Source organism: Streptococcus mitis (genome assembly GCF_000722705.1).
Lineage (GTDB): Bacteria > Bacillota > Bacilli > Lactobacillales > Streptococcaceae > Streptococcus > Streptococcus mitis_P.
In genome coordinates this window covers 164511-187971 of record NZ_JPFW01000008.1, presented here as the reverse complement: position 1 = coordinate 187971, position 23461 = coordinate 164511, and the positions used below count along the sequence as shown (strand labels likewise).

The 23461-nt window shown below is 38.9% G+C and carries 14 protein-coding genes; 13 read left to right on the top strand and 1 reads right to left on the bottom strand.

Going from position 1 to position 23461, the window contains the following annotated elements; translation table 11 throughout:
- Window positions 1-5: 5 nt before the first annotated feature.
- From atpF to SK642_RS06030, 6 genes are all read left to right on the top strand, one after another.
- Complete coding sequence (gene atpF / locus SK642_RS06055; RefSeq protein ID WP_000558549.1) at window positions 6-500, top strand: F0F1 ATP synthase subunit B; 495 nt, start codon at window positions 6-8, stop codon at window positions 498-500.
- Window positions 500-1036 (top strand): F0F1 ATP synthase subunit delta, encoded by a 537-nt coding sequence (locus SK642_RS06050; RefSeq protein ID WP_000359034.1) that lies wholly within the window; start codon window positions 500-502, stop codon window positions 1034-1036. The genes atpF and SK642_RS06050 overlap by 1 nt, the downstream gene beginning before the upstream one ends.
- 14 nt (window positions 1037-1050) lie before the next feature.
- Window positions 1051-2556, top strand: a complete 1506-nt coding sequence (gene atpA, locus SK642_RS06045) for a F0F1 ATP synthase subunit alpha (RefSeq protein WP_000996629.1) — start codon at window positions 1051-1053, stop codon at window positions 2554-2556.
- Between the two features lie 15 nt (window positions 2557-2571).
- On the top strand, window positions 2572-3450 hold the full coding sequence (locus tag SK642_RS06040) for a F0F1 ATP synthase subunit gamma (RefSeq protein WP_000301222.1): 879 nt from the start codon (window positions 2572-2574) through the stop codon (window positions 3448-3450).
- Between the two features lie 190 nt (window positions 3451-3640).
- On the top strand, window positions 3641-5047 hold the full coding sequence (gene atpD, locus SK642_RS06035; RefSeq protein WP_000094357.1) for a F0F1 ATP synthase subunit beta: 1407 nt from the start codon (window positions 3641-3643) through the stop codon (window positions 5045-5047).
- A 10-nt stretch (window positions 5048-5057) separates the two neighbouring features.
- The gene (locus SK642_RS06030; protein ID WP_000068041.1) at window positions 5058-5477 is read left to right on the top strand and encodes a F0F1 ATP synthase subunit epsilon; all 420 of its coding nucleotides are present in this window, start codon (window positions 5058-5060) and stop codon (window positions 5475-5477) included.
- Window positions 5478-5521: 44 nt separating this feature from the next.
- Here SK642_RS06030 and SK642_RS06025 read toward each other — a convergent pair whose 3' ends face one another.
- Window positions 5522-6535, bottom strand: a complete 1014-nt coding sequence (locus SK642_RS06025) for a lactonase family protein (RefSeq protein ID WP_033683853.1) — start codon at window positions 6533-6535, stop codon at window positions 5522-5524.
- A 171-nt stretch (window positions 6536-6706) separates the two neighbouring features.
- Here SK642_RS06025 and SK642_RS06020 point away from each other — a divergent pair, with 171 nt between their 5' ends.
- From SK642_RS06020 to SK642_RS05990, 7 genes are all read left to right on the top strand, one after another.
- On the top strand, window positions 6707-8689 hold the full coding sequence (locus tag SK642_RS06020; RefSeq protein WP_033683852.1) for a peptide ABC transporter substrate-binding protein: 1983 nt from the start codon (window positions 6707-6709) through the stop codon (window positions 8687-8689).
- Window positions 8690-8806: 117 nt separating this feature from the next.
- Window positions 8807-9973, top strand: a complete 1167-nt coding sequence (locus tag SK642_RS06015; RefSeq protein ID WP_033683850.1) for an AI-2E family transporter — start codon at window positions 8807-8809, stop codon at window positions 9971-9973.
- The gene (locus SK642_RS06010; RefSeq protein WP_033683848.1) at window positions 9963-11192 is read left to right on the top strand and encodes a tetratricopeptide repeat protein; all 1230 of its coding nucleotides are present in this window, start codon (window positions 9963-9965) and stop codon (window positions 11190-11192) included. The genes SK642_RS06015 and SK642_RS06010 overlap by 11 nt, the downstream gene beginning before the upstream one ends.
- 144 nt (window positions 11193-11336) lie before the next feature.
- Window positions 11337-11978 (top strand): amino acid ABC transporter permease, encoded by a 642-nt coding sequence (locus tag SK642_RS06005; RefSeq protein WP_033683846.1) that lies wholly within the window; start codon window positions 11337-11339, stop codon window positions 11976-11978.
- Between the two features lie 9 nt (window positions 11979-11987).
- The gene (locus tag SK642_RS06000) at window positions 11988-12617 is read left to right on the top strand and encodes an amino acid ABC transporter ATP-binding protein (RefSeq protein WP_033683845.1); all 630 of its coding nucleotides are present in this window, start codon (window positions 11988-11990) and stop codon (window positions 12615-12617) included.
- A gap of 12 nt (window positions 12618-12629) precedes the next feature.
- Window positions 12630-13466: an amino acid ABC transporter substrate-binding protein gene (locus tag SK642_RS05995; RefSeq protein WP_033684239.1), complete on the top strand. Its 837-nt coding sequence runs from the start codon at window positions 12630-12632 to the stop codon at window positions 13464-13466.
- Between the two features lie 458 nt (window positions 13467-13924).
- Window positions 13925-23440 (top strand): YSIRK signal domain/LPXTG anchor domain surface protein, encoded by a 9516-nt coding sequence (locus tag SK642_RS05990; protein WP_033683843.1) that lies wholly within the window; start codon window positions 13925-13927, stop codon window positions 23438-23440.
- Window positions 23441-23461: the final 21 nt, after the last annotated feature.

Sequence of the window (23461 nt, the reverse complement as noted above, 5' to 3'; positions counted from 1 at the left end):
AACTGATGCACGTAACAGTAGGTGAATTAATTGGTAATTTTATTTTAATCGCTGGCTCTTTTATCCTTTTGCTAGTCTTGATTAAAAAATTTGCATGGTCTAATATTACAGGCATTTTCGAAGAACGAGCTGAAAAAATTGCTTCAGATATTGACAGAGCTGAAGAAGCTCGTCAAAAAGCAGAAGTATTGGCTCAAAAACGCGAAGATGAATTGGCTGGTAGCCGTAAAGAAGCTAAGACAATTATTGAGAATGCGAAAGAAACAGCTGAGAAAAGTAAGGCTAGTATTTTAGCAGATGCTAAACTAGAAGCAGGACGCTTAAAAGAAAAAGCAAACCAAGAAATTGCTCAAAACAAAGCTGAAGCTTTACAAAGCGTTAAGGGTGAGGTGGCAGATTTGACAATCAGCTTGGCTGGTAAAATCATCTCACAAAACCTTGATGGTCATGCCCATAAAGAACTCATTGATCAGTATATCGATCAGCTAGGAGAAGCTTAATGGACAAGAAAACAGTAAAGGTAATTGAAAAATACAGCATGCCTTTTGTCCAATTGGTACTTGAAAAAGGAGAAGAAGACCGTATCTTTTCAGACTTGACTCAAATCAAGCAAGTTGCTGAAGAAACAGGTTTACCTTCTTTTTTAAAAAAAGTGGCAGTAGACGAGTCTGACAAGGAAAAAACGATTGCTTTCTTCCAAGACTCTGTGTCACCTTTATTGCAAAACTTGATCCAGGTTCTGGCATACAATCACAGAGCAAATCTTTTTTATGATGTGCTTGTAGATTGCTTGAACCGACTTGAAAAAGAAACAAATCGATTTGAAGTGACGATTACGTCTGCTCATCCTCTAACTGATGAACAGAAGAGTCGCTTGCTCCCTTTGATTGAGAAAAAAATGTCTCTTAAAGTAAGGAGTGTAAAAGAACAAATCGATGAAAGTCTCATTGGTGGTTTTGTCATTTTTGCCAATCACAAGACAATTGATGTGAGTATTAAACAACAACTTAAAGTTGTTAAAGAAAATTTGAAATAGAAAGTGGTGTTCTTTTGGCAATTAACGCACAAGAAATCAGCGCTTTAATTAAGCAACAAATTGAAAATTTCAAACCCAATTTTGATGTGACTGAAACAGGTGTTGTAACCTATATCGGGGATGGTATCGCGCGTGCTCATGGCCTTGAAAATGCCATGAGTGGAGAGTTGTTGATTTTTGAAAACGGCTCTTATGGTATGGCTCAAAACTTGGAGTCAACAGACGTTGGTATTATCATCCTAGGTGACTTTACAGATATCCGTGAAGGCGATACAATCCGCCGTACAGGTAAAATCATGGAAGTCCCAGTAGGTGAAAGTCTGATTGGTCGTGTTGTGGATCCGCTTGGTCGTCCGGTTGACGGTCTTGGAGAAATCCACACTGATAAAACTCGTCCAGTAGAAGCACCAGCTCCTGGTGTTATGCAACGTAAGTCTGTATCAGAACCATTGCAAACTGGTTTGAAAGCTATTGACGCCCTTGTACCGATTGGTCGTGGTCAACGTGAGTTGATTATCGGTGACCGTCAGACAGGGAAAACAACCATTGCGATTGATACAATCTTGAACCAAAAAGGTCAAGATATGATCTGTATCTACGTAGCGATTGGACAAAAAGAATCAACAGTTCGTACGCAAGTAGAAACACTACGTCAGTACGGTGCCTTGGATTACACAATCGTTGTGACTGCCTCTGCTTCACAACCATCTCCATTGCTTTTCCTAGCTCCTTATGCTGGGGTTGCCATGGCGGAAGAATTTATGTACCAAGGGAAGCATGTTTTGATTGTATACGATGATCTATCAAAACAAGCGGTAGCCTATCGTGAACTGTCTCTCTTGCTTCGTCGTCCTCCAGGTCGTGAAGCCTTCCCAGGGGATGTTTTCTATCTTCACAGCCGTTTGCTTGAGCGCTCAGCTAAAGTTTCTGATGAGCTTGGTGGTGGTTCAATTACAGCCCTACCATTTATCGAGACACAAGCAGGAGATATCTCAGCCTATATCGCAACCAACGTGATTTCTATCACTGATGGACAAATCTTCCTTGGTGATGGTCTTTTCAATGCGGGTATTCGTCCAGCCATTGATGCGGGTTCATCTGTATCTCGTGTAGGTGGTTCTGCACAAATCAAAGCCATGAAGAAGGTTGCTGGTACACTTCGTATCGACCTTGCTTCATACCGTGAGTTGGAAGCCTTCACTAAATTTGGTTCTGACTTGGATGCGGCAACACAGGCTAAGTTGAACCGCGGTCGTCGTACAGTTGAGGTCTTGAAACAACCTGTTCACAAACCATTACCTGTTGAGAAACAAGTAACCATTCTTTATGCTTTGACACATGGTTTCTTGGATACTGTTCCAGTAGATGATATTGTTCGTTTCGAGGAAGAGTTCCATGCCTTCTTTGACGCTCAACATCCAGAGATTTTGGAAACCATTCGTGATACAAAAGACTTGCCAGAAGAAGCAGTCTTGGATGCTGCGATTACAGAGTTTCTCAATCAAACCAGCTTCCAATAAGAATAGAGGTGTCAGATGGCAGTATCTCTAAATGATATTAAAACAAAAATCGCCTCAACAAAAAATACGAGTCAAATCACTAATGCCATGCAAATGGTATCAGCTGCTAAGCTAGGTCGCTCTGAAGAAGCTGCTCGCAACTTTCAAGTTTACGCTCAGAAGGTTCGCAAACTTTTGACAGATATTCTTCATGGTAATGGAGCTGGTGGTTCAACTAATCCCATGTTGATTAGCCGTCCTGTGAAGAAGACAGGCTATATCGTCATCACTTCAGACCGCGGTTTGGTTGGAGGTTATAATTCCTCTATTCTGAAAGCCGTTATGGAGTTGAAAGAAGAATACCACCCAGACGGTACAGGTTTTGAAATGATCTGTATTGGTGGAATGGGAGCTGATTTCTTTAAGGCTCGTGGTATTCAACCACTTTATGAACTACGTGGCTTGGCAGACCAACCTAGCTTTGATCAAGTTCGTAAGATTATTTCAAAAACTGTTGAAATGTACCAAAATGAACTTTTTGATGAGCTTTATGTTTGCTACAACCACCATGTCAATACGCTAACCAGTCAAATGCGTGTGGAACAAATGCTTCCGATTGTTGACTTGGATCCCAATGAAGCGGATGAAGACTACAGCTTGACTTTTGAATTGGAAACCAGCCGAGAAGAAATTTTGGAGCAGTTGTTGCCTCAGTTTGCAGAAAGTATGATTTACGGTGCTATTATCGATGCCAAGACAGCTGAAAATGCTGCCGGTATGACAGCCATGCAAACAGCGACAGATAATGCTAAGAAAGTCATCAATGATTTGACAATTCAGTATAACCGTGCCAGACAGGCGGCGATTACACAAGAAATTACAGAAATCGTAGCAGGAGCTAGTGCCTTAGAATAGGCTCTAGTCCAGCTCGTATGAAAATGAACTTATACTCAATAAAAATCAAAGAGCAAACTAGGAAGCTAGCCGCAGGCTGTACTTGAGTACGGTAAGGCGACGCTGACGTGGTTTGAAGAGATTTGCGAAGAGTATTAGGACCTAGTTGAGCTAGGAACCGACAGTATCTTATATAGAATAGGAGAAGGAGATGAGTTCAGGTAAAATTGCTCAGGTTATCGGTCCCGTTGTAGACGTCTTGTTTGCAGCAGGGGAAAAACTTCCTGAGATTAACAATGCACTTGTCGTCTACAAAAATGACGAAAGAAAAACAAAAATCGTCCTTGAAGTAGCCTTGGAGTTGGGAGATGGTATGGTCCGTACTATCGCCATGGAATCAACAGATGGGTTGACTCGTGGAATGGAAGTATTGGACACAGGTCGTCCAATCTCTGTACCAGTAGGTAAAGAAACTTTGGGACGTGTCTTCAATGTTTTGGGAGATACCATTGACTTGGAAGCTCCTTTTACAGAAGACGCAGAGCGTCAGCCAATTCATAAAAAAGCTCCAACTTTTGATGAGTTGTCTACCTCTTCTGAAATCCTTGAAACAGGGATTAAGGTTATCGACCTTCTTGCCCCTTACCTTAAAGGTGGTAAGGTTGGACTTTTCGGTGGTGCCGGAGTTGGTAAAACCGTCTTGATCCAAGAATTGATTCACAACATTGCCCAAGAACACGGTGGTATTTCAGTATTTACCGGTGTTGGGGAACGTACTCGTGAGGGGAACGACCTTTACTGGGAAATGAAAGAATCAGGCGTTATCGAGAAAACAGCTATGGTATTTGGTCAGATGAATGAGCCGCCAGGAGCACGTATGCGTGTTGCCCTTACTGGTTTGACAATCGCTGAATACTTCCGTGATGTGGAAGGCCAAGACGTGCTTCTCTTTATCGATAATATCTTCCGTTTCACTCAGGCTGGTTCAGAAGTATCTGCCCTTTTGGGTCGTATGCCATCAGCCGTTGGTTACCAACCAACACTTGCTACGGAAATGGGTCAATTGCAAGAGCGTATCACATCAACTAAGAAGGGGTCTGTAACCTCTATCCAGGCTATCTATGTGCCAGCGGATGACTATACTGACCCAGCGCCAGCAACAGCCTTCGCTCACTTGGATTCAACAACCAACTTGGAACGTAAGTTGGTACAATTGGGTATTTATCCAGCCGTTGATCCACTTGCTTCAAGCTCACGTGCCTTGGCACCTGAAATCGTTGGAGAAGAGCACTATGCAGTTGCTGCTGAAGTAAAACGTGTCCTTCAACGTTACCATGAGTTGCAAGATATCATTGCTATCCTTGGTATGGATGAGCTTTCTGATGAAGAAAAGACCTTGGTTGCACGTGCCCGTCGTATCCAGTTCTTCTTGTCACAAAACTTCAACGTTGCAGAACAATTTACTGGTCAGCCAGGTTCTTATGTTCCAGTTGCTGAAACTGTACGTGGCTTTAAGGAAATCCTTGATGGTAAACATGACCACTTGCCAGAAGATGCCTTCCGTGGTGTAGGTTCTATCGAAGATGTGATTGCAAAAGCTGAAAAAATGGGATTTTAAGAGGTAATCTATGGCTCAGTTAACTGTCCAGATCGTGACACCAGATGGTCTCGTCTATGATCACCATGCCAGCTATGTATCGGTTCGAACTCTGGATGGTGAGATGGGGATCTTGCCACGACATGAAAATATGATTGCGGTTTTAGCAGTTGATGAAGTAAAGGTAAAACGTATTGATGATGAAGATCACGTGAACTGGATTGCAGTAAATGGTGGCGTTATTGAAATTGCCAATGATATGATTACAATCGTTGCTGATTCTGCAGAACGTGCTCGTGATATCGATATCAGTCGTGCAGAACGTGCCAAACTTCGTGCAGAACGTGCAATTGAAGAAGCACAAGATAAACACTTGATTGACCAAGAACGTCGTGCGAAGATTGCACTGCAACGTGCCATTAACCGTATTAATGTCGGAAATAGACTATAAGAAAAAAATGAACTTGAAAATCCAAGTTCATTTTTTATGTTTTCTTAAGGAGCAAAACGGATGCAGACCGCTTCGGGAACATAGAAGTTGTTGGAGAGTTCTGCTAGACGACCATTGTCACAATTACGTTTAAAGACAGTTGCATTGTCAGAGTCTTGATGGACAACAATGAGAAATTTTTGGTCGGGTGTCAAATCAAAATCACGTGGAGTCTGACCATGCGTTGGAACGATTTCTAATAACTCTAAGCTACCGTCCGCAAGGATGGTATATACTGCGATAGAATCATGGCCACGGTTAGAAGCGTAGAGGTATTTACCGTCTTTAGAGAGACGAATAGCAGCGGTTCCATTAAAGCTTTCATAACCGTCTGGTAGAGTTGAAATAACTTGCATACGTTCAAATTCGCCAACGCCATCGTAGATTAGAACCTCGATAGTACTATTGAGTTCACAAATGAGATAAGCGATTTTATAGTGGTTATGGAAAATGATATGACGTGAACCTGCTCCAGGCTGGCTGTGATAGGTATAGAGCTTAGATAATTTCCCTTCTTGGTCAAGGTTATAAGTAATAACTTGGTCAGTTCCTAAGTCGCAGGTCACTAGATAGTGGTCAGGTGTTAAATCTGTAAAGTGAACATGGGGCGAAGCTTGATTTTCGTGTGGACCTTGGCCACTGTGTTGATCCACATCACTAAGTAGAAGACGACCATCTTCCTGACGTTTATAAACAAGAACCTGCCCTTTGTGGTAGTTAGCTGCGTACACTAAATCGCGCTTTTCATCAACGGCAACATAACAGTGGGGGGCTCCTTCCTCAACGACATGATTTAACACAGTCCCGTCAGTTTGATAGGCTGCAATGCCCCCCTTGTCATCTTGACTACCAACAGTGTATAGGTGTTGGTGCTGGTCAAAGGCAAGATAGGTTGGACTTGGCTCAGCTGCAAAAAGTTCTAGATTTGAAAGCTGACCAGTTTCTGTATCAAAGTCAGCCTTGTAAATCCCTTGGGAAGTACGACGTGTATAAGTTCCAAAATAAACAGTTTCTTTCATAACGTTACCTCTATAATAAAGATAAGACTATTATATCACAAAAATTGTAGTTGGAGGAACTCTATAAGACATAAAAAAATATAACAAAATATTAAATTTGACTTAGTTTTGTGTTGATTTCCTTTTGAAAAGTGCTATAATAATCCTATATAAATTGCAAAGGAGTTTTTTATGAAAAAACGTGTTTTCTTAGCAGCTGGAGTTGCTGTACTCTCAGCAGCTGTTCTAGCAGCTTGTTCATCTGGTAATGGGAATAAGGAAGCAACTAAACCAGTTACTTATGCCTATGTATTTTCATCAGATCCTGCGACTCTGGATTATACAGTTTCTGGACAAAACTCGACAAAACAGATTACTGGTAATGTCATTGATGGACTACTGGAAAATGATCAATATGGGAATCTAGTACCATCAGTTGCAGAAGATTGGACTGTTTCCAAAGATGGTTTGACTTATACCTATAAAATTCGTAAGGGTATCAAGTGGTATACCAATGAAGGCGAAGAATATGGAGAAGTTAAGGCTCAGGATTTTGTGACTGGTCTAAAACACGCAGCTGACAAGAAATCAGAAGCACTTTATCTTGTACAGGATTCTATTAAAGGATTGGATGACTATGTAAATGGGAAAACAACGGATTTTTCTACTGTTGGTGTAAAAGCAACAGACGATTATACTGTAGTCTATACTTTAAACCATCCAGAATCTTTCTGGAATTCGAAGACAACAATGGGAATTCTTGCTCCTGTTAGCGAAGACTTTTTAGCTTCTAAAGGAGATGACTTTGGTAAGGCGACTGATGTAACAAGCATTCTATACAATGGGGCTTATCTTCTCACAGGTCTTACATCTAAATCTTCTATTGAAATGACCAAAAACCAAAATTATTGGGATAAACAAAATGTCTTTATTGATGATATCAAATTATCATTCTTTGATGGTCAAGATGCTGACTCTCTTGGACGTGGATTTGATGAAGGAAATTATCCTGCAGCTCCTCTCTTTAAAAACTCTGCTAACTATGAACGCTTAAAAGAAAAATACAAAGATAACATTATTTATAGTCAACAACAAGGAACTACTTTCTATATTTCGACGAATATTGACCGTGTTGCTTACAATCACACCGCTAAAACAAGTGATGCAGAAAAAACATCTACTAAGAAGGCCTTGCTGAACAAAGATTTCCGTCAAGCTTTGGCTTTTGCTACAGATCGTAAAGCAGGAATCTCTCAAGTATTTGGGGACGAAGTAGCACCGCGTAAATTACGTACAAGTTTAGTACCTCCAACATTTGTACAAGTAGGAGAGCAGTCATTTGGGCAAGTAGCTAAGGCAGAATTGGATAAATTAGATGGTGTATGGAAAGATGTCAGTCTTGATGATGCCCAGGATTCACTTCATAATGTAGATAAGGCTAAAGCTAAATTGGAAGCTGCCAAGAAAACTCTTCAAGCTGATGGAGTACAGTTCCCTATTCATTTAGATATTCCAGTATCTTCTACTCGTCCACAGTTTGTGCGCCAATATCAATCTTATAAACAATCTATCGAGGAAGCTCTTGGATCAGATAATGTTATAGTTGATATTCAACAAGTTTCTGATGATGAATTGGCAAGTATGACGGTTCTAGCTACTTCTAATACCAATACTGACTGGGATATTAATGCAAATAGTGGATGGGGGCCTGATTACGCAGATCCATCAACTTATCTAGATATATTTGATCCAACATCTGGACCAAATCTTCTTGGTTCCCTAGGTGTAGTACCAGGTAAAGACAGTTCAGCAATCAAAGCGGTTGGGTTAGATAAGTTTAAAGAGTTAATCACGGATGCTAATAGTGAGAAAACAGATCTTGAAAAACGATATTCTAAATATGCAAAAGCTCAAGCTTGGTTAACAGACAGTGCCTTGGTGATTCCTGCACAGTCAAACGGTGCCCAAATGCTAGTAACGAAGAAAGTTCTAGGTACTGGTGCAGATGGCTGGGTAGGTGATAAGACTGGTGAACTTAGCTATAAATACCTTAAAATCCAAGATAAGATTGTCACTACTAAAGAAATGGATGAGTTCCGCAAGAAATTTGCTGAAGAAAAAGCCAAATCAAACGCTGATTATCAGAAAAACTTAGACCGTCATATTCAAGACTAATCGAATCTCCTCTTTTGAGGGGATTTTTTATGTCGCTGTCTCCATGTAAGCACTTTAAAAAAGAGTTATTTTTTCCTAAAAATGATATAATGAGAGAACGATAGAAAGGAAGTATTTATGGAGCAAAAAGAGAAACATTTTAGCCTATCTTGGTTTTTCAAGTGGTTTTTGGATAACAAGGCCATTACGGTATTCTTAGTAACCTTGTTATTGGGACTCAATCTTTTTATTTTAAGTAAGATTAGTTTTTTATTTTCACCTGTTTTAGACTTTTTGGCGGTTGTGATGTTGCCAGTCATTCTGTCTGGTTTACTATACTATTTACTGAATCCCATTGTTGATTGGTTGGAGAAGCATAAGATTAATCGCGTCATAGCAATCAGTATTGTCTTTGTGATCATCGCTCTCTTTATCATTTGGGGCTTGGCAGTGGCTATTCCAAATCTGCAACGTCAGGTCTTAACCTTTGCAAGAAATGTCCCAATCTACCTTGAAGATGCAGACAGAGTTATTAATGATTTGGTCACCAAGCGTTTACCAGATGATTTTAGACCTCAGTTAGAGCAAGTTTTGACAAACTTTTCTAGTCAGGCTACAGTTTGGGCAAGTAAGGTTTCATCTCAGGCAGTCAATTGGGTGAGCGCCTTTATTAGTGGGGCATCTCAAGTGATTGTTGCCTTGATTATCGTTCCTTTCATGCTCTTTTATCTCTTGCGTGATGGGAAAGGGTTGCGTAACTATTTAACCCAATTCATGCCGACGAAATTGAAGGAACCTGTAGGACAGGTTTTGTCAGATGTGAATCAACAGTTGTCCAACTATGTTAGAGGGCAAGTAACAGTGGCTATTATTGTAGCAGTAATGTTTATCATCTTCTTTAAGATTATAGGTCTACGCTATGCGGTTACGCTTGGGGTTACTGCTGGTATTCTAAATCTGGTTCCTTATCTGGGTAGCTTCTTAGCCATGCTTCCTGCCCTAGTATTGGGTTTGATTGCTGGTCCAGTCATGCTTTTGAAAGTAGTGATTGTCTTTATCGTAGAACAAACTATTGAAGGTCGTTTTGTCTCTCCACTGATTTTGGGAAGTCAATTAAATATCCATCCCATTAATGTTCTCTTTGTTTTGTTAACTTCAGGATCCATGTTTGGTATCTGGGGAGTCTTGCTCGGTATTCCAGTTTATGCCTCTGCTAAAGTTGTCATTTCAGCGATTTTTGAATGGTATAAGGTAGTCAGTGGCCTATATGAACTAGAGGGAGAGGAAGTCAAGAGTGAACAATAGTCAACAGATGTTACTGGCTTTGGAAGAGCAAGATTTAACCAAGGCTGAGCACTATTTCGTCAAAGCTTTAGAAAATGATCCAAGTGACCTTCTGTATGAGTTAGCCACCTATCTAGAAGGAATTGGTTTTTATCCTCAGGCCAAGGAAATTTACCTGAAAATCGTAGAAGATTTTCCAGAGGTTCATCTTAATCTAGCAACTATTGCTAGCGAGGATGGTCAAATCGAAGAAGCTTTTGCTTACCTAGAGGAAATCCAACCTGACAGTGACTGGTATGTTTCGGCTTTGGCTCTGAAGGCAGACCTTTACCAGATGGAAGGTTTGACAGATGTGGCGCGTGAGAAATTGTTAGAGGCATTGACTTATTCAGAGGATCCTCTCTTGATATTGGGCTTGGCAGAGTTGGATAGTGAGTTGGAAAATTACCAAGAAGCTATTCAAGGCTATGCCCAGTTAGATAATCGCTCGATTTATGAGCAAACGGGCATTTCTACCTATCAACGAATTGGCTTTGCCTATGCTCAGTTGGGTAAATTTGAAACGGCCACAGAGTTTTTAGAAAAAGCCCTAGAGTTAGAATATGATGATCTAACAGCTTTTGAGTTGGCCAGTCTTTACTTTGATCAAGAAGAATATCAAAAAGCTGTCCTCTACTTTAAGCAGCTTGATACCATTTCTCCTGATTTTGAAGGATATGAGTATGGGTATAGTCAGGCCTTACATAAGGAACATCAAGTTCAAGAAGCCCTGCGTATCGCTAAGCAAGGCTTGGAGAAAAATCCCTTTGAAACTCGCCTTTTGCTGGCTGCTTCACAATTCTCCTATGAACTTCATGATGCTAGTGGTGCAGAAGATTATCTCCTTACTGCTAAAGCAGACGCTGAGGATACAGAAGAAATCTTACTCCGTCTAGCTACTATTTATCTGGAGCAGGAGCGTTATGAGGATATTCTAGACTTGCAAAGCGAGGAGCCAGAAAATCTTTTGACCAAGTGGATGATTGCTCGTTCTTATCAAGAAATGGACGATTTGGATACTTCCTATGAGCATTACCGAGAGTTGGCAGGAGATTTGAAGGACAATCCCGAATTTCTGGAACACTATATTTATCTCTTGCGTGAATTGGGATATTTTGAAGAAGCAAAAGTCAAAGCCCAAACTTATTTAAAACTAGTTCCCGATGATGTGCAAATGCAAGAACTGTATGAAAGACTTTAGAATAAAATGATTTAAAGCTATATCTTATCAATTTTGAAAGATATAGTTTTTATTTTTGTTAACAATGTAATTTTTTTATAAAAATAGTTGTAATTTAGTTTATGTATGTTATAATAGGAACAATTATTTTAAGGAGGTGTCAGTATGTCTTATTTGTTTGAGATATTACCGAGTTTATTGAGCGGTGCAAGCATGACTTTACAGGTTTTTGCACTGGTCTTGATTTTTTCTATTCCCTTGGGCATTTTGATTGCCTTTGCCTTGCAAGTCCATTGGAAGCCCCTCCATCATCTGATTAACATTTATATTTGGATTATGCGAGGCACACCCTTGCTCTTGCAATTGATCTTTATCTATTATGTGCTCCCAAGCATTGGGATCCGTTTGGATCGCCTTCCTGCGGCTATCATTGCCTTTGTTTTGAATTATGCTGCTTACTTTGCTGAAATCTTCCGTGGGGGGATTGATACCATCCCTAAAGGTCAATATGAGGCTGCTAAGGTCTTGAAGTTTAGTCCTTTTGACACAGTGCGCTATATTATCTTGCCTCAGGTGACCAAGATTGTTCTTCCTAGTGTCTTTAATGAAGTCATGAGTTTGGTCAAGGATACCTCTCTGGTCTATGCTCTAGGAATTTCAGACCTTATCTTGGCTAGTAGAACAGCTGCCAACCGTGATGCTAGCCTAGTTCCGATGTTCTTGGCAGGAGCCATTTATTTGATTTTGATTGGGATTGTGACAATCATTTCCAAAAAAGTTGAGAAGAAGTACAGTTATTATAGATAGGAGGCTGCCATGTTAGAATTACGAAATATCAATAAGAAATTCGGAGACAAACGAATCCTGTCTGATTTCAGTCTAAGTATTCCTGAAAAGCAAATCCTAGCTATTGTCGGGCCTTCTGGTGGAGGTAAGACAACCCTCTTACGTATGCTTGCAGGTCTTGAAACCATTGATTCAGGGCAAATCTTTTATAATGGACAACCTTTAGAATTGGATGAACTGGAGAAGCGGAATCTACTGGGATTTGTATTCCAAGATTTTCAACTGTTTCCTCATTTATCAGTTCTAGACAATTTGACTTTATCTCCTGTGAAAACAATGGGAATGAAGCAGGAAGAGGCAGAGAAGAAGGCGCGTGATCTCTTGGAACAGTTAGGACTGGCTGGTCATGCAGATGCCTATCCTTTCTCACTATCTGGTGGGCAAAAGCAGCGGGTGGCCTTGGCGCGTGCTATGATGATTGACCCAGAAATCATTGGCTACGATGAACCAACTTCTGCTCTGGATCCGGAATTACGCTTGGAAGTTGAAAAGTTAATCTTGCAAAATAGGGAACTTGGCATGACCCAGATTGTGGTTACCCATGATTTACAGTTTGCGGAAAATATTGCAGATGTATTATTAAAAGTAGAACCTAAATAGGAGGAAAAAATGATGAAAAAATTGATGCTTATATTAGTCAGTCTAATGACTGCTTTGTTCTTAGTAGCTTGTGGGAAAAATGCTAGTGAAACTGGTGGAGATAATTGGTCTAAGTACGAGTCTAACAAGTCTATTACTATTGGATTTGATAGTACTTTTGTTCCAATGGGGTTTGCTCAGAAAAATGGTTCCTATGCAGGATTTGATATTGATTTAGCTACAGCTGTTTTTGAAAAATATGGAATTACGGTAAATTGGCAACCGATTGATTGGGATTTGAAAGAAGCTGAATTGACAAAAGGAACGATTGATCTGATTTGGAATGGCTATTCCGCTACAGACGAACGCCGTGAAAAGGTAGCATTCAGTAACTCATATATGAAGAATGAGCAGGTATTGGTGACTAAGAAATCTTCAGGTATCACGACTGCAAAGGATATGGCTGGAAAGACATTAGGAGCTCAAGCTGGTTCATCTGGTTATGAGGACTTTGAAGCAAATCCAGCGATTTTGAAGGATATTGTTGCTAATAATAAAGCGAATCAATACCAAACCTTTAATGAAGCCTTGATTGATTTGAAAAACGATCGAATTGATGGTCTATTAATTGATCGTGTCTATGCAAACTATTATTTAGAAGCAGAAGGCGTTTTAAACGATTATAATGTCTTTACAGTTGGACTAGAAACAGAAGATTTTGCGGTTGGAGCACGTAAGGAAGATACAACTCTGGTTAAAAAGATAAATGAAGGATTTTCTAATCTTTATAAGGATGGTAAGTTCCAAGAAATTAGCAAAAAATGGTTTGGAGAAGATGTAGCAACCAAAGAAGTGAAAGAAGGAAAATAAAATAGATAACAAGCCTAGTTTTTACATTTAAAACTGGGCTTTATTTTTTTATAGACTTTATTTTATAAAGCTAGAGTAACTTCTAAATTTTTTAGCTATTTTGGGCACTTCTTATGCATCTAGCTTAATTCTGTAATCCCTTATCTATTGCTAAAATTCAATGAAGAGGTGATAAAAATATCAGAAAATTCCTTTTTATAATTAAGTTATATGAATAATCAAACAATATAGAAAATCTCTAAAGTAATATAATTTCTATTTTTGTAAGGGATTACTAGAAGACGGAGTTTGTGAAATTATTTTGGCGAGTATAGCTCAAAATGTTTGATTTATAGACATAAAAAGAGTATAATAAATTGTGACCCTTTAAAATATGCCTATATATTTTAGGGGGGGGCTTTTTATTTAGCCTTCTTGAATATATTAACTGATAATTATCAGAAAAAAGGAGTAAGGGAATGTTTAAACCCAAAGGGCATCATGTTCGTCAATCACAAGTGGAGAAATTCACACGTTATAGTATCCGTAAGGTTAGTTTTGGTGCGGCTAGTGTGGCTGTAGCTACTGGATTGTTTTTCCTTGGTGGAGGAAGCGTCCAAGCGGCTGAACAACTAACTAATCCAGAGCCTACAGAAGTTCAAAATCCTCAAAATCTAACTGATAAGTCCTCGGAACCCTCTAAGGAAGTTGCTGGACAAGCATCTGCTACTGCTAAAGAGCCCGATGGACAAAATAATACTTCTGTAAAAGAGTCTACTACTGACAAACAAGCCAGTGAAGTTGAAACTCCAAAGGTAGTGACAGAAAAAGTTGCTATTAATACAGCATCGTTAGAAGATTTAGCTGCTAAAGCTGAAAGTCGATTGAGTCAATTAACCGAAGGTAAGAAAACAAAATCAGTCATTGATGATGCTAAAAATTTGGTTAATAAAGCAAAAGAACTTCTAAACGATGATACAAAAACACAGACAAAAGTAGATGCACTTGCTAAACAACTTTCAAGTAGCCTTGTCATTTTAAACAGTATCAAATCAGAAGCAACAGAAGAGAAAGTAAATAAAAACCAAGATCCTAGAAATGGTCAAGCTATCCCAAGTAATGGGGAAAGTGGGTTTAGAGCGGATACATCAGGTAATGGTGGTACAACAACTGTAACAAATGATGAGTTGACACCAACAACGCCAGCGCAACCAACTGCGAAAAATATTATAGGTAGTACAAGTGCAGTATCACGAGAAAACTTTACAGGTTGGGATACGTATAAAATGCCGTTTGGTGTCCAATCTGGATCAGGAACACTAGGGGTAGACTCAGCGGAACAAAAAGCGAATGCTGAAGGATTACAATTCAGAGTGTTTTCTGATCAAAGAGCAGGTACGCGTGTTACACCTGGACCATCTAACTTTACATTTGAGTTGCAACCAAGTGATGTCAAGGCACGTGTTGACTACGGATTGAAACTTCCTGCAGAAGAAGTACAAAAAATTATTGAAGAAGCTCCTCTTTGGCGTGGAAAATTGAAATATAATAATACAAGAATTCAAAGTTCAGCTGCTTCTACTTACTTTGGTGGTGGACCGTACGAATATTTATTATCAAGTATTTATAAACTTGGTTATGAACAAGGAATTGATAAAGTTTACGTCAAAGATGCAAGTAAACGTATTGAAGTAACAGAAGAAGCGAAAGCGGCAGGTTGGACTGTTTCTGATTTTACAGTATCAAATATGCCTGGGGGATTAGTATATGATAAACAATCGGATAGTATACAAGGGGTTGTAACGCATAGTAGTCCATTTAACTATCAAAAACTAGTGGCGACAGTTACTTTTACTAATACCAAAACTGGAAAAAATGTAAGAATTCCGTTAGATCTACATAGATACGGTGGTACAGCATGGAAAGATGGGACGCCACCTACGTTAGAAATTAACGATGCCGTTAAAGAAGGTAAAGTAGGAGAAGAACTTGTAGTACCAGTAGAATATAGAGATGCTGGAGCTTCCCATGCCGGTGCACCAAATGGTAGAAATATTCCTTATAGTTTAACGGATGAAAATGGAAATCCTCTTAACCGTACAGCAACGATTAGAGAAACTGTGGGACGTGCAATTCTTGGTGTTTCTGGAGTGAAAATTACTGGAACTACAGGGGCAGGCGCTAGTACTGTTACAGATTTAACAGGGGATGACACTAAAATTCCTGGTGTCGGTTTCACAATTGCCTCAAATGACATGACTGAACGAAATAAAAATGGATTTAAAGGGACACCGACTGAAGCAGGGATTTACCGTGTCTCAATTTATGCACGAGACTATAAAGAAACGAATGCGAATGAAGCATATGCACATGCTACCTTTAAAATTTCACCTGCAGTATCTGTGAAAAATGTACATGCATATGATAAAGAAGTACCAATTACAATTTCAAGAGGTGCTTCAGAAGCTACGATTACATTACCAGATGGCACAAATACAAAAGTTGTTGCAAAAGATGGGAAATGGGTTGTTACAGAAACTACAAATACAGCTGTAAATGTTAATGATGAAATCGGTACAGTTGGCGAAACTTTCAATCTAAAAGTACTTCCAACTGCAACAGCTAAAGCAGCTACGGATAATATTAAGGTAACTGCAAGTAGTGAAAATGTAACAGCAACATTTACAAGAGCAGAAGTAGCTTTAAAAACTAAACTTGGAGAAAATGTAACAGCAACGTTCAATAAGACTACAGGTCGTTGGGATTTACCAGCAGAAATCGCTGAGAAGAAGACGGTTAATAGTGACGGTACAACAACATGGTTAAAACGTGACCTATACGTTGATGTTGATAAAAACGGTGAAACAATATTCAATGTTTATGAATATACTCGTACCTTAAATGCAGAAGGGAAAGTAACAGCTGTTAGCGATCCTACTCGTACATTAACAACTTATAACAAAGAAAATGCAGCAAATAGTGCAGCGGAGTCAGCTAATGATACGAACAAAGGAATGATCGTAACTGTAAAATACGACAAAGGACTAAATAAATGGACTGCAGATGATAACTCAACTGTAACAGCAACGAAAACTGGAGATAAATGGACAATTTCTACTTCATCAGGATTCAATGGAACAGTCGATGCAGTTTATGCAGAAAGTTCAGATAAAGCGTCTGTATTAAATGATGCTCCGACAGTGCATTCGACTTCTTATACAACTGTAAAAGGTGCAACAGTAGATTTAGTAAAACAAAAATCAGCTACAGTAACGATTACAGATAGAGAAGATGATGCGACAACTGCTCCAAATAAAAAGGAAACAACAGTTACAAAAGTAACATTAACAGCTCCTTCAGGGAAGGTAACAGAATATACTAGTGTTTCAGATGCAGCAGCGGTGAAATTAACAGAAACAGGAGAGTACACTGTTAAAGTAGATGTAAAAGACAGTAATGGAAATAAAGTTACTGCAGATTCAGATACAGCAACAGGAACAAATGAAAATGATAATACGGCGGTAGCTTCAACGACCTACGTGATTACAGTAAAAGATCAAGAAACAAATAAATTATATAAAGTAGAAGATGATACTGTTACTAATGATGAATTAAAAGGAAAAGTAAACCCTACAACTGTAGATGGATTTACTCCAAGTAAAAATGATATTACAGATATTCCAACGACTACAGGTAAAGCTGGGCAAACATTGCCAACTCCTGCAACAGTTACGTACACAAAAGATACTGAAACAATTCAAGTAGAAACAAAAGTGGATGTTGTAGTCTTACCAAAAGTAACACCAACAGGAGTAACAGTACTAAAAGATAGTACTAACTTAGAAAATGTAGTAAAAGAAAAAGCGAAAGAAGCAGCTAAAGCAATTGCCACAGATAAAATTCCTACGGGAGTTACTGTATCGATTAAAGAAGTAAAAGCAGGAACTCTTCCAGGAACAACTACAATAGGTGACCAAACTCCAGCAAAAGTAGTAGTAGAATACAAAGATGCTAATAATAATGTTGTTGAAACTAGAGAAGTTGAAGTTCCAGTAACGGTGATAGGATCTACAGTAAATAAAATTGTTAAGTTTGAAGATGATGAGTTAACAGATGAAGAAGTAAAAGCAGCTGTAACACCGGGAACAAATGGAACTAAAGGAGAACCGCTTTTAACAGCTAATATTACAGCTGAACCAGGTACGAAAGAAGTTGCCATTCCGGTAACATATAATAATGGTGAGTTATCGGAAAGAGTAGTAGTCCCAGTCGTAGTCTTACCAACAGCAACTGGTGAAGTAGAAGTACCAAAAGGTTCAACAGTAGATAAAGTAAAAGAAGTTACAAAAGCAAAAGCGACGGAAGTAGCAACATCCGCTGAATTCAAAGCAAAATTACCAGAAGGTTCTAAAGATGTAGTGGTTGGCGAAATTACAGAAGAAGTTTTAGCAACAATGACTGCAGAAAAAGGAACGAATAAAGGAATCGTTAAAGTTCCAGTAACTTACACAGTAGATGGAAAAACTTATACAAAAGATGCAGAAATTACAGTTAACGTATTAGGTTCAGAAGCAAAAACAGTTTACACGTTAGAAGGAACAAAACCAGATGCAGAGAAAGTTAAGAATGCCGTAACACCAGATACTGGAGGAACAGCTAATGCTCCAACAGAAAGTGCTTTACCAGAAACAACAGGTAAAGCAGGAGCAAAAGATGTAACTGCAACTACAACAGTAACATATCCAACAGGAGATGAAACTGTAAAAGTACCAGTCGAAGTATTACCAAAAGCAACACCAGAGAAAGTAACAACATTAAAAGACACAACTAGTGACAACCTAACAACAGCAGTGAAAGAAAAAGCACAAGCTGCACTAGGTAAACTAACACTACCAACAGGAGTTACAGTAGAATTAGTTCCAAATCAAAATTATGCTGTTCCAGCAACAGATTCTAATGGTGATAAAACAGCAGTACCAGTAAAAGTACAATACAAAGACAGCACAGGTACAGTAGTAGCAGAAGATACTATTTCAGTCCCAGTAACAGTCGTAAGCTCAACACCAAGTAAAATCGTCGTGTTCGAAGGCGAAACACCAACAGCTGAACAAGCCAAAGAAGCCGTAACAACAGGAACAGATGGTACAAAAGGTGAACCAACAACATTACCAGAAACAACAGGAAAAGCAGGAGCAACCGATGTAAAAGTTGACGTACCAGTAACATATGACAATGGTAAGTTGACAGAAACAGTAAGCGTTCCAGTAACAGTATTACCAAAAGCAACTGGTGAAGCTGATGTACCAAAAGGTTCAACTGTTGATAAAGTCAAAGAAGTAGCGAAAGCAAAAGCAACAGCATTAGTAGCAGCGACAGACTTCACAGGAAAATTACCTACAGGAGCAACAGTGACAGTCGGTAATATAACAGAAGCTGTAGCAGAAACTCTAACAAATGAAAAAGGTACCAATAAGGGTGTTGTAAACGTTCCAGCAACATATACAGTAGATGGAAAAACATACAATACAACAGTACCAGTAACAATCAATGTATTAGGTTCAGAACCGAAAACAGTATACACTGTAGAAGGAACAAAACCAGATGCAGAGAAAGTTAAGAATGCCGTAACACCAGATACTGGAGGAACGGTAGGAACACCAACAGAAACTGATTTACCAGAAACAACAGGTAAAGTAGGAGCAAAAGATGTAACTGCGACAACAACAGTAACATACTCAAATGGAACAGAAACTGTAAACGTTCCAGTAGAAGTATTGCCAAAAGCAACACCAGAAAAAGTAATCACATTAAAAGATACAACTGGTGACAACCTAACAACAGCTGTAAAAGAAAAAGCACAAGCTGCACTAGGTAAATTAGCATTACCATCAGGAGTTACAGCAGAATTAGATCCAAATCAAACATATACTGTACCAGCAACAACTTCTAATGGTGATAAAGGTAATGTAGCAGTAAAAGTACAATATAAAGATGCAACAGGTACAGTAGTAGCAGAAGATACTATTTCAGTCCCAGTAACAGTCGTAAGCTCAACACCAAGTAAAATCGTCGTGTTCGAAGGCGAAACACCAACAGCTGAACAAGCCAAAGAAGCCGTAACAACAGGAACAGATGGTACAAAAGGTGAACCAACAACATTACCAGAAACAACAGGAAAAGCAGGAGCAACCGATGTAAAAGTTGACGTACCAGTAACATATGACAATGGTAAATTAACAGAAACTGTAAGTGTTCCAGTAACAGTATTACCAAAACCAGAAGCTGATGAAATTCTTGTTCCTAAAAATGGTGATAAAGAAAAAGCAAAAGAAAAAGTACTTGCTCAAGCGAAAAAATCAATCGAAGATGCAACATTTAAAGGTAAATTACCTCAAGGTGCAACAGTTACAGTTGATGAAACAGCTACAATAACAGTTCCAGACTTGACAGAAGATACTGAAGTGGATGTGACTGTTAAATACACTGTAGATGGTCAAGACAAAACTACAACGGTTAAAGTGCCAGTTACAGTAGTTGAAGGTGTACCACAAATCGTCCCAGTTAAAGAAACAAACGATGTTCTTCCAGATCCAGAGAAGAGTATTGATAAAGAAGATTATCCAGAAGGTTCTAGATTTAGATACAAAACTCCAGATGGACAAACAAGTCCAATCGATGTAACAACAACTGGAGATAAGAACGTGGTTGTTGAAGTGCTTGACCCACAAGGAAACACAATCGTCGAAGTACCATCTACAGTACGTGTTGTAGGTAGCACTCCGCAATTTGTTGTAGCAGATCCAGCTAAGAAACAACCAGAAGCGAAAGATAGTGTTACACCAGGAGAATATCCAGACGGTACAACATTTGAGTACAAAACACCAGTAGATACAACAACTGCAGGTGAAAAAGATGTGACAGTTGTTGCTAAGCTAAATGGTCAACCAATTGCAGAAGTTCCTGCAAAAGTAGTAGTTGTAGATCCTAAGACACAATACGTAGTAGCAGATCCAAGCAAGCCACAACCAGATGCATCTAAGAGTATTGATCCAGAACAATACCCAGATGGCACAACATTTGAGTACAAAACTCCAGTAGATACGACTACACCAGGAGAAAAAGATGTAGTTGTCGTTGCGAAAAATGGAGAAGATAAACTTGTAGAAGTACCAACAAAAGTGAAGGTTGTTCAAGGAAATCCACAAATCGTTCCAGTGGATGAAGGTAAGAAACAGCCATCTCCTGAAGATAGTATTGATCCGAATGATTACCCAGATGATGCGACATTTGAGTATAAAGAAGAAGTAGATACATCTACACCAGGGGATAAACCAGTTACAGTAGTTGTAAAAGATAAAGATGGAAAAGTATTAGTTGAAGTGCCATCGACAGTTCGTGTAGTTGAAAGTTATCCTAAATATGTTCCAGTAGATCCAGCTAAGAAACAGCCAGATCCAAAAGAAAATATTAATCCAAATGATTTCCCAACTGGAACAACATTTGAATATAAAGATAACACCCCAGTAGATACAACAACACCAGGAGAAAAAGATGTAACAGTTGTAGCGAAGTTAAATGGACAACCAATTACAGAAATTCCAGCTAAGATTGTTGTTGTAGAACCTAAGACACAGTATGTTCCAGTGAATGCTGAAGGTGATAAGAAACCAAAACCACAAGATAGCATTACACCAGATGATTATCCAGCAGGCTCAACATTTGAGTACAAGACTCCAGAAGGAAAAACAGAAGCCTACGATGGTTCAACACCAGGTGATAAAGATGTTACTGTAGTTGTGAAAGATTCAGATGGAGATCCAATTGTTGAAGTTCCAGCGAAAATTAAAGTTGTTCAAGGAAAAGAACAATTAACTCCAGTGAATGCTGAAGATAAGGATAAACCAAAAGCTGAAGATAGTATCACACCAGGTGATTATCCAGCAGGTTCAACATTCGAATACAAGATTCCAGAAGGAAAAACGGAAGCATATGATGGATCAACTCCAGGTGATAAACCAGTTACTGTAGTTGTAAAAGATAAAGATGGAAAAGTGTTAGTTGAAGTTCCAGCTACTATTAAAGTAGTTGAAACAAAACCAACACCGATTGAAACACCAGTAACAAACACTCCTTTAACTCAAGATGATTATACAAGAGGAATTAAAATCCCAGATGGTGGTGAAATTACTAAGGTTGAAAATATTCCAGATTTAACAACACCAGGTAAGAAGGATCCAGTTAAAGTAACGATTACATTACCAAACGGTAAATCTTATACAGTAGATGTACCAGTAACTGTAACTCCAGTTAAGGAAATCGAAACACCAGTAACAAACACTCCTTTAACTAAAGACGATTACACTAAAGGAATTACGATTCCAGAAGGTGGTAAGGTTACTAATGTTGAAAATATTCCAGATTTAACAACACCAGGTAAGAAGGAACCAGTTAAAGTAACAATTACATTACCAAATGGCAAAGTAGTTACGGTAGAAGTACCAGTGAATGTAACGCCAATTACACCAATTGAAACACCAGTAACGAAAGATAAATTGACTCCAGAAGATATCTTGAAACAAATCAAAGTGCCAGAAGGAGCAACAGCCAAGGTAGGAGACTTACCAGACTTAACAACGCCAGGTAAGAAAGAACCAGTGAAAGTAACGATCACATTACCAAATGGTAAAGTAGTGACTGTAGAAATCCCTGTAAATGTTACACCTATTGAAGACATTGTTAAAAAAGAGGGAGATCCAATTACTACTGAAGATGTTGAAAAACATATTCCAAAAGGAGTAAAAGTTATTTCTATTGGTGAAAAACCTACAACAGATGTTCCAGGCGAAAGACCAAGTATTCCAGTAGTGATTGAATTACCAAATGGAATTCGAGTAACGGTAAATATTCCAGTAATCGTAACACCGAAAGTAACACCTGTAGTAGTTTCAGTAGGAACACCAGTTACGCCAGAAGATGTTAAGAAACATATCGAATTACCTAAAGGATGGACTGTAACAAAAGTAGGAGAAATTCCAACAACAACTACACCTGGAACAAAACCAGTTGTTCCAGTGGAAATCGAATTACCAGATGGACGTAAGATTACAGTAGAAGTACCAGTCATCGTAACGCCAACTGTAAGACAAATTGTTGTACCACAAGGAACTCCAATCACACCAGACGATGTGAAAGGACATATCGATCTTCCAAAAGAACCAGGATGGGAAATTATTGAAGTAGGAGAAATTCCAACAACAATTCCAGCTGGAGTGAAACCAAGCGTTAAAGTGAAGATTAAAGTTCCAACTGGAGAAATTGTTGAAGTAGAAGTACCAATCATCGTAACACCGAAAGTAACTCCTATTGTAGTGGAAGTTGGAACACCAATTACGAAAGAGGATGTTATTAAGAAAGCAGGTTTACCAGAAGGATGGGAAATTGTTGAGGTAGGAGAAATTCCAACAACAGAAACACCAGGAACAAAACCAGTTGTTAAGGTAAAAGTTAAATTACCTGACGGTCGTATTATTACAGTGGAAGTTCCTGTAACAGTAACGCCTAAATCACAAAATGGTGGAGGATTCATTGCTCAAAATGGTGGTTCAACTGTTCAGATTGTAACGGAATATCTTGATGAAAATGGTAACCGAATTACTTCAGATAAAGAAGGAAAACACAATCCAATAGAGTTGGAAGGATATGAATATAGTCATTCAACAACGGATGCTAAAGGAAATACCCTACATCACTATAAGAAAGTGAACAAACCAATCAATCAAGAGCAACCAAGCTCTCCTGAGACTCCTACAAGTCCAGAAAAACCAGTAGCTACTCCAGTTCAGGATTCTAAACAAGTAGCTGAAACAACCGTATCCAATAATAAGAAGGAATTACCAAATACTGGTACAGAGGATAAGGCTGGTCTAGCTAGTCTTGGACTTCTTGGAATGTTGGGTGCATTCGGACTCGTAGCTCGTAAGAAAAAAGAAGACTAAGAAAGAAAAACTCCCTTTCTA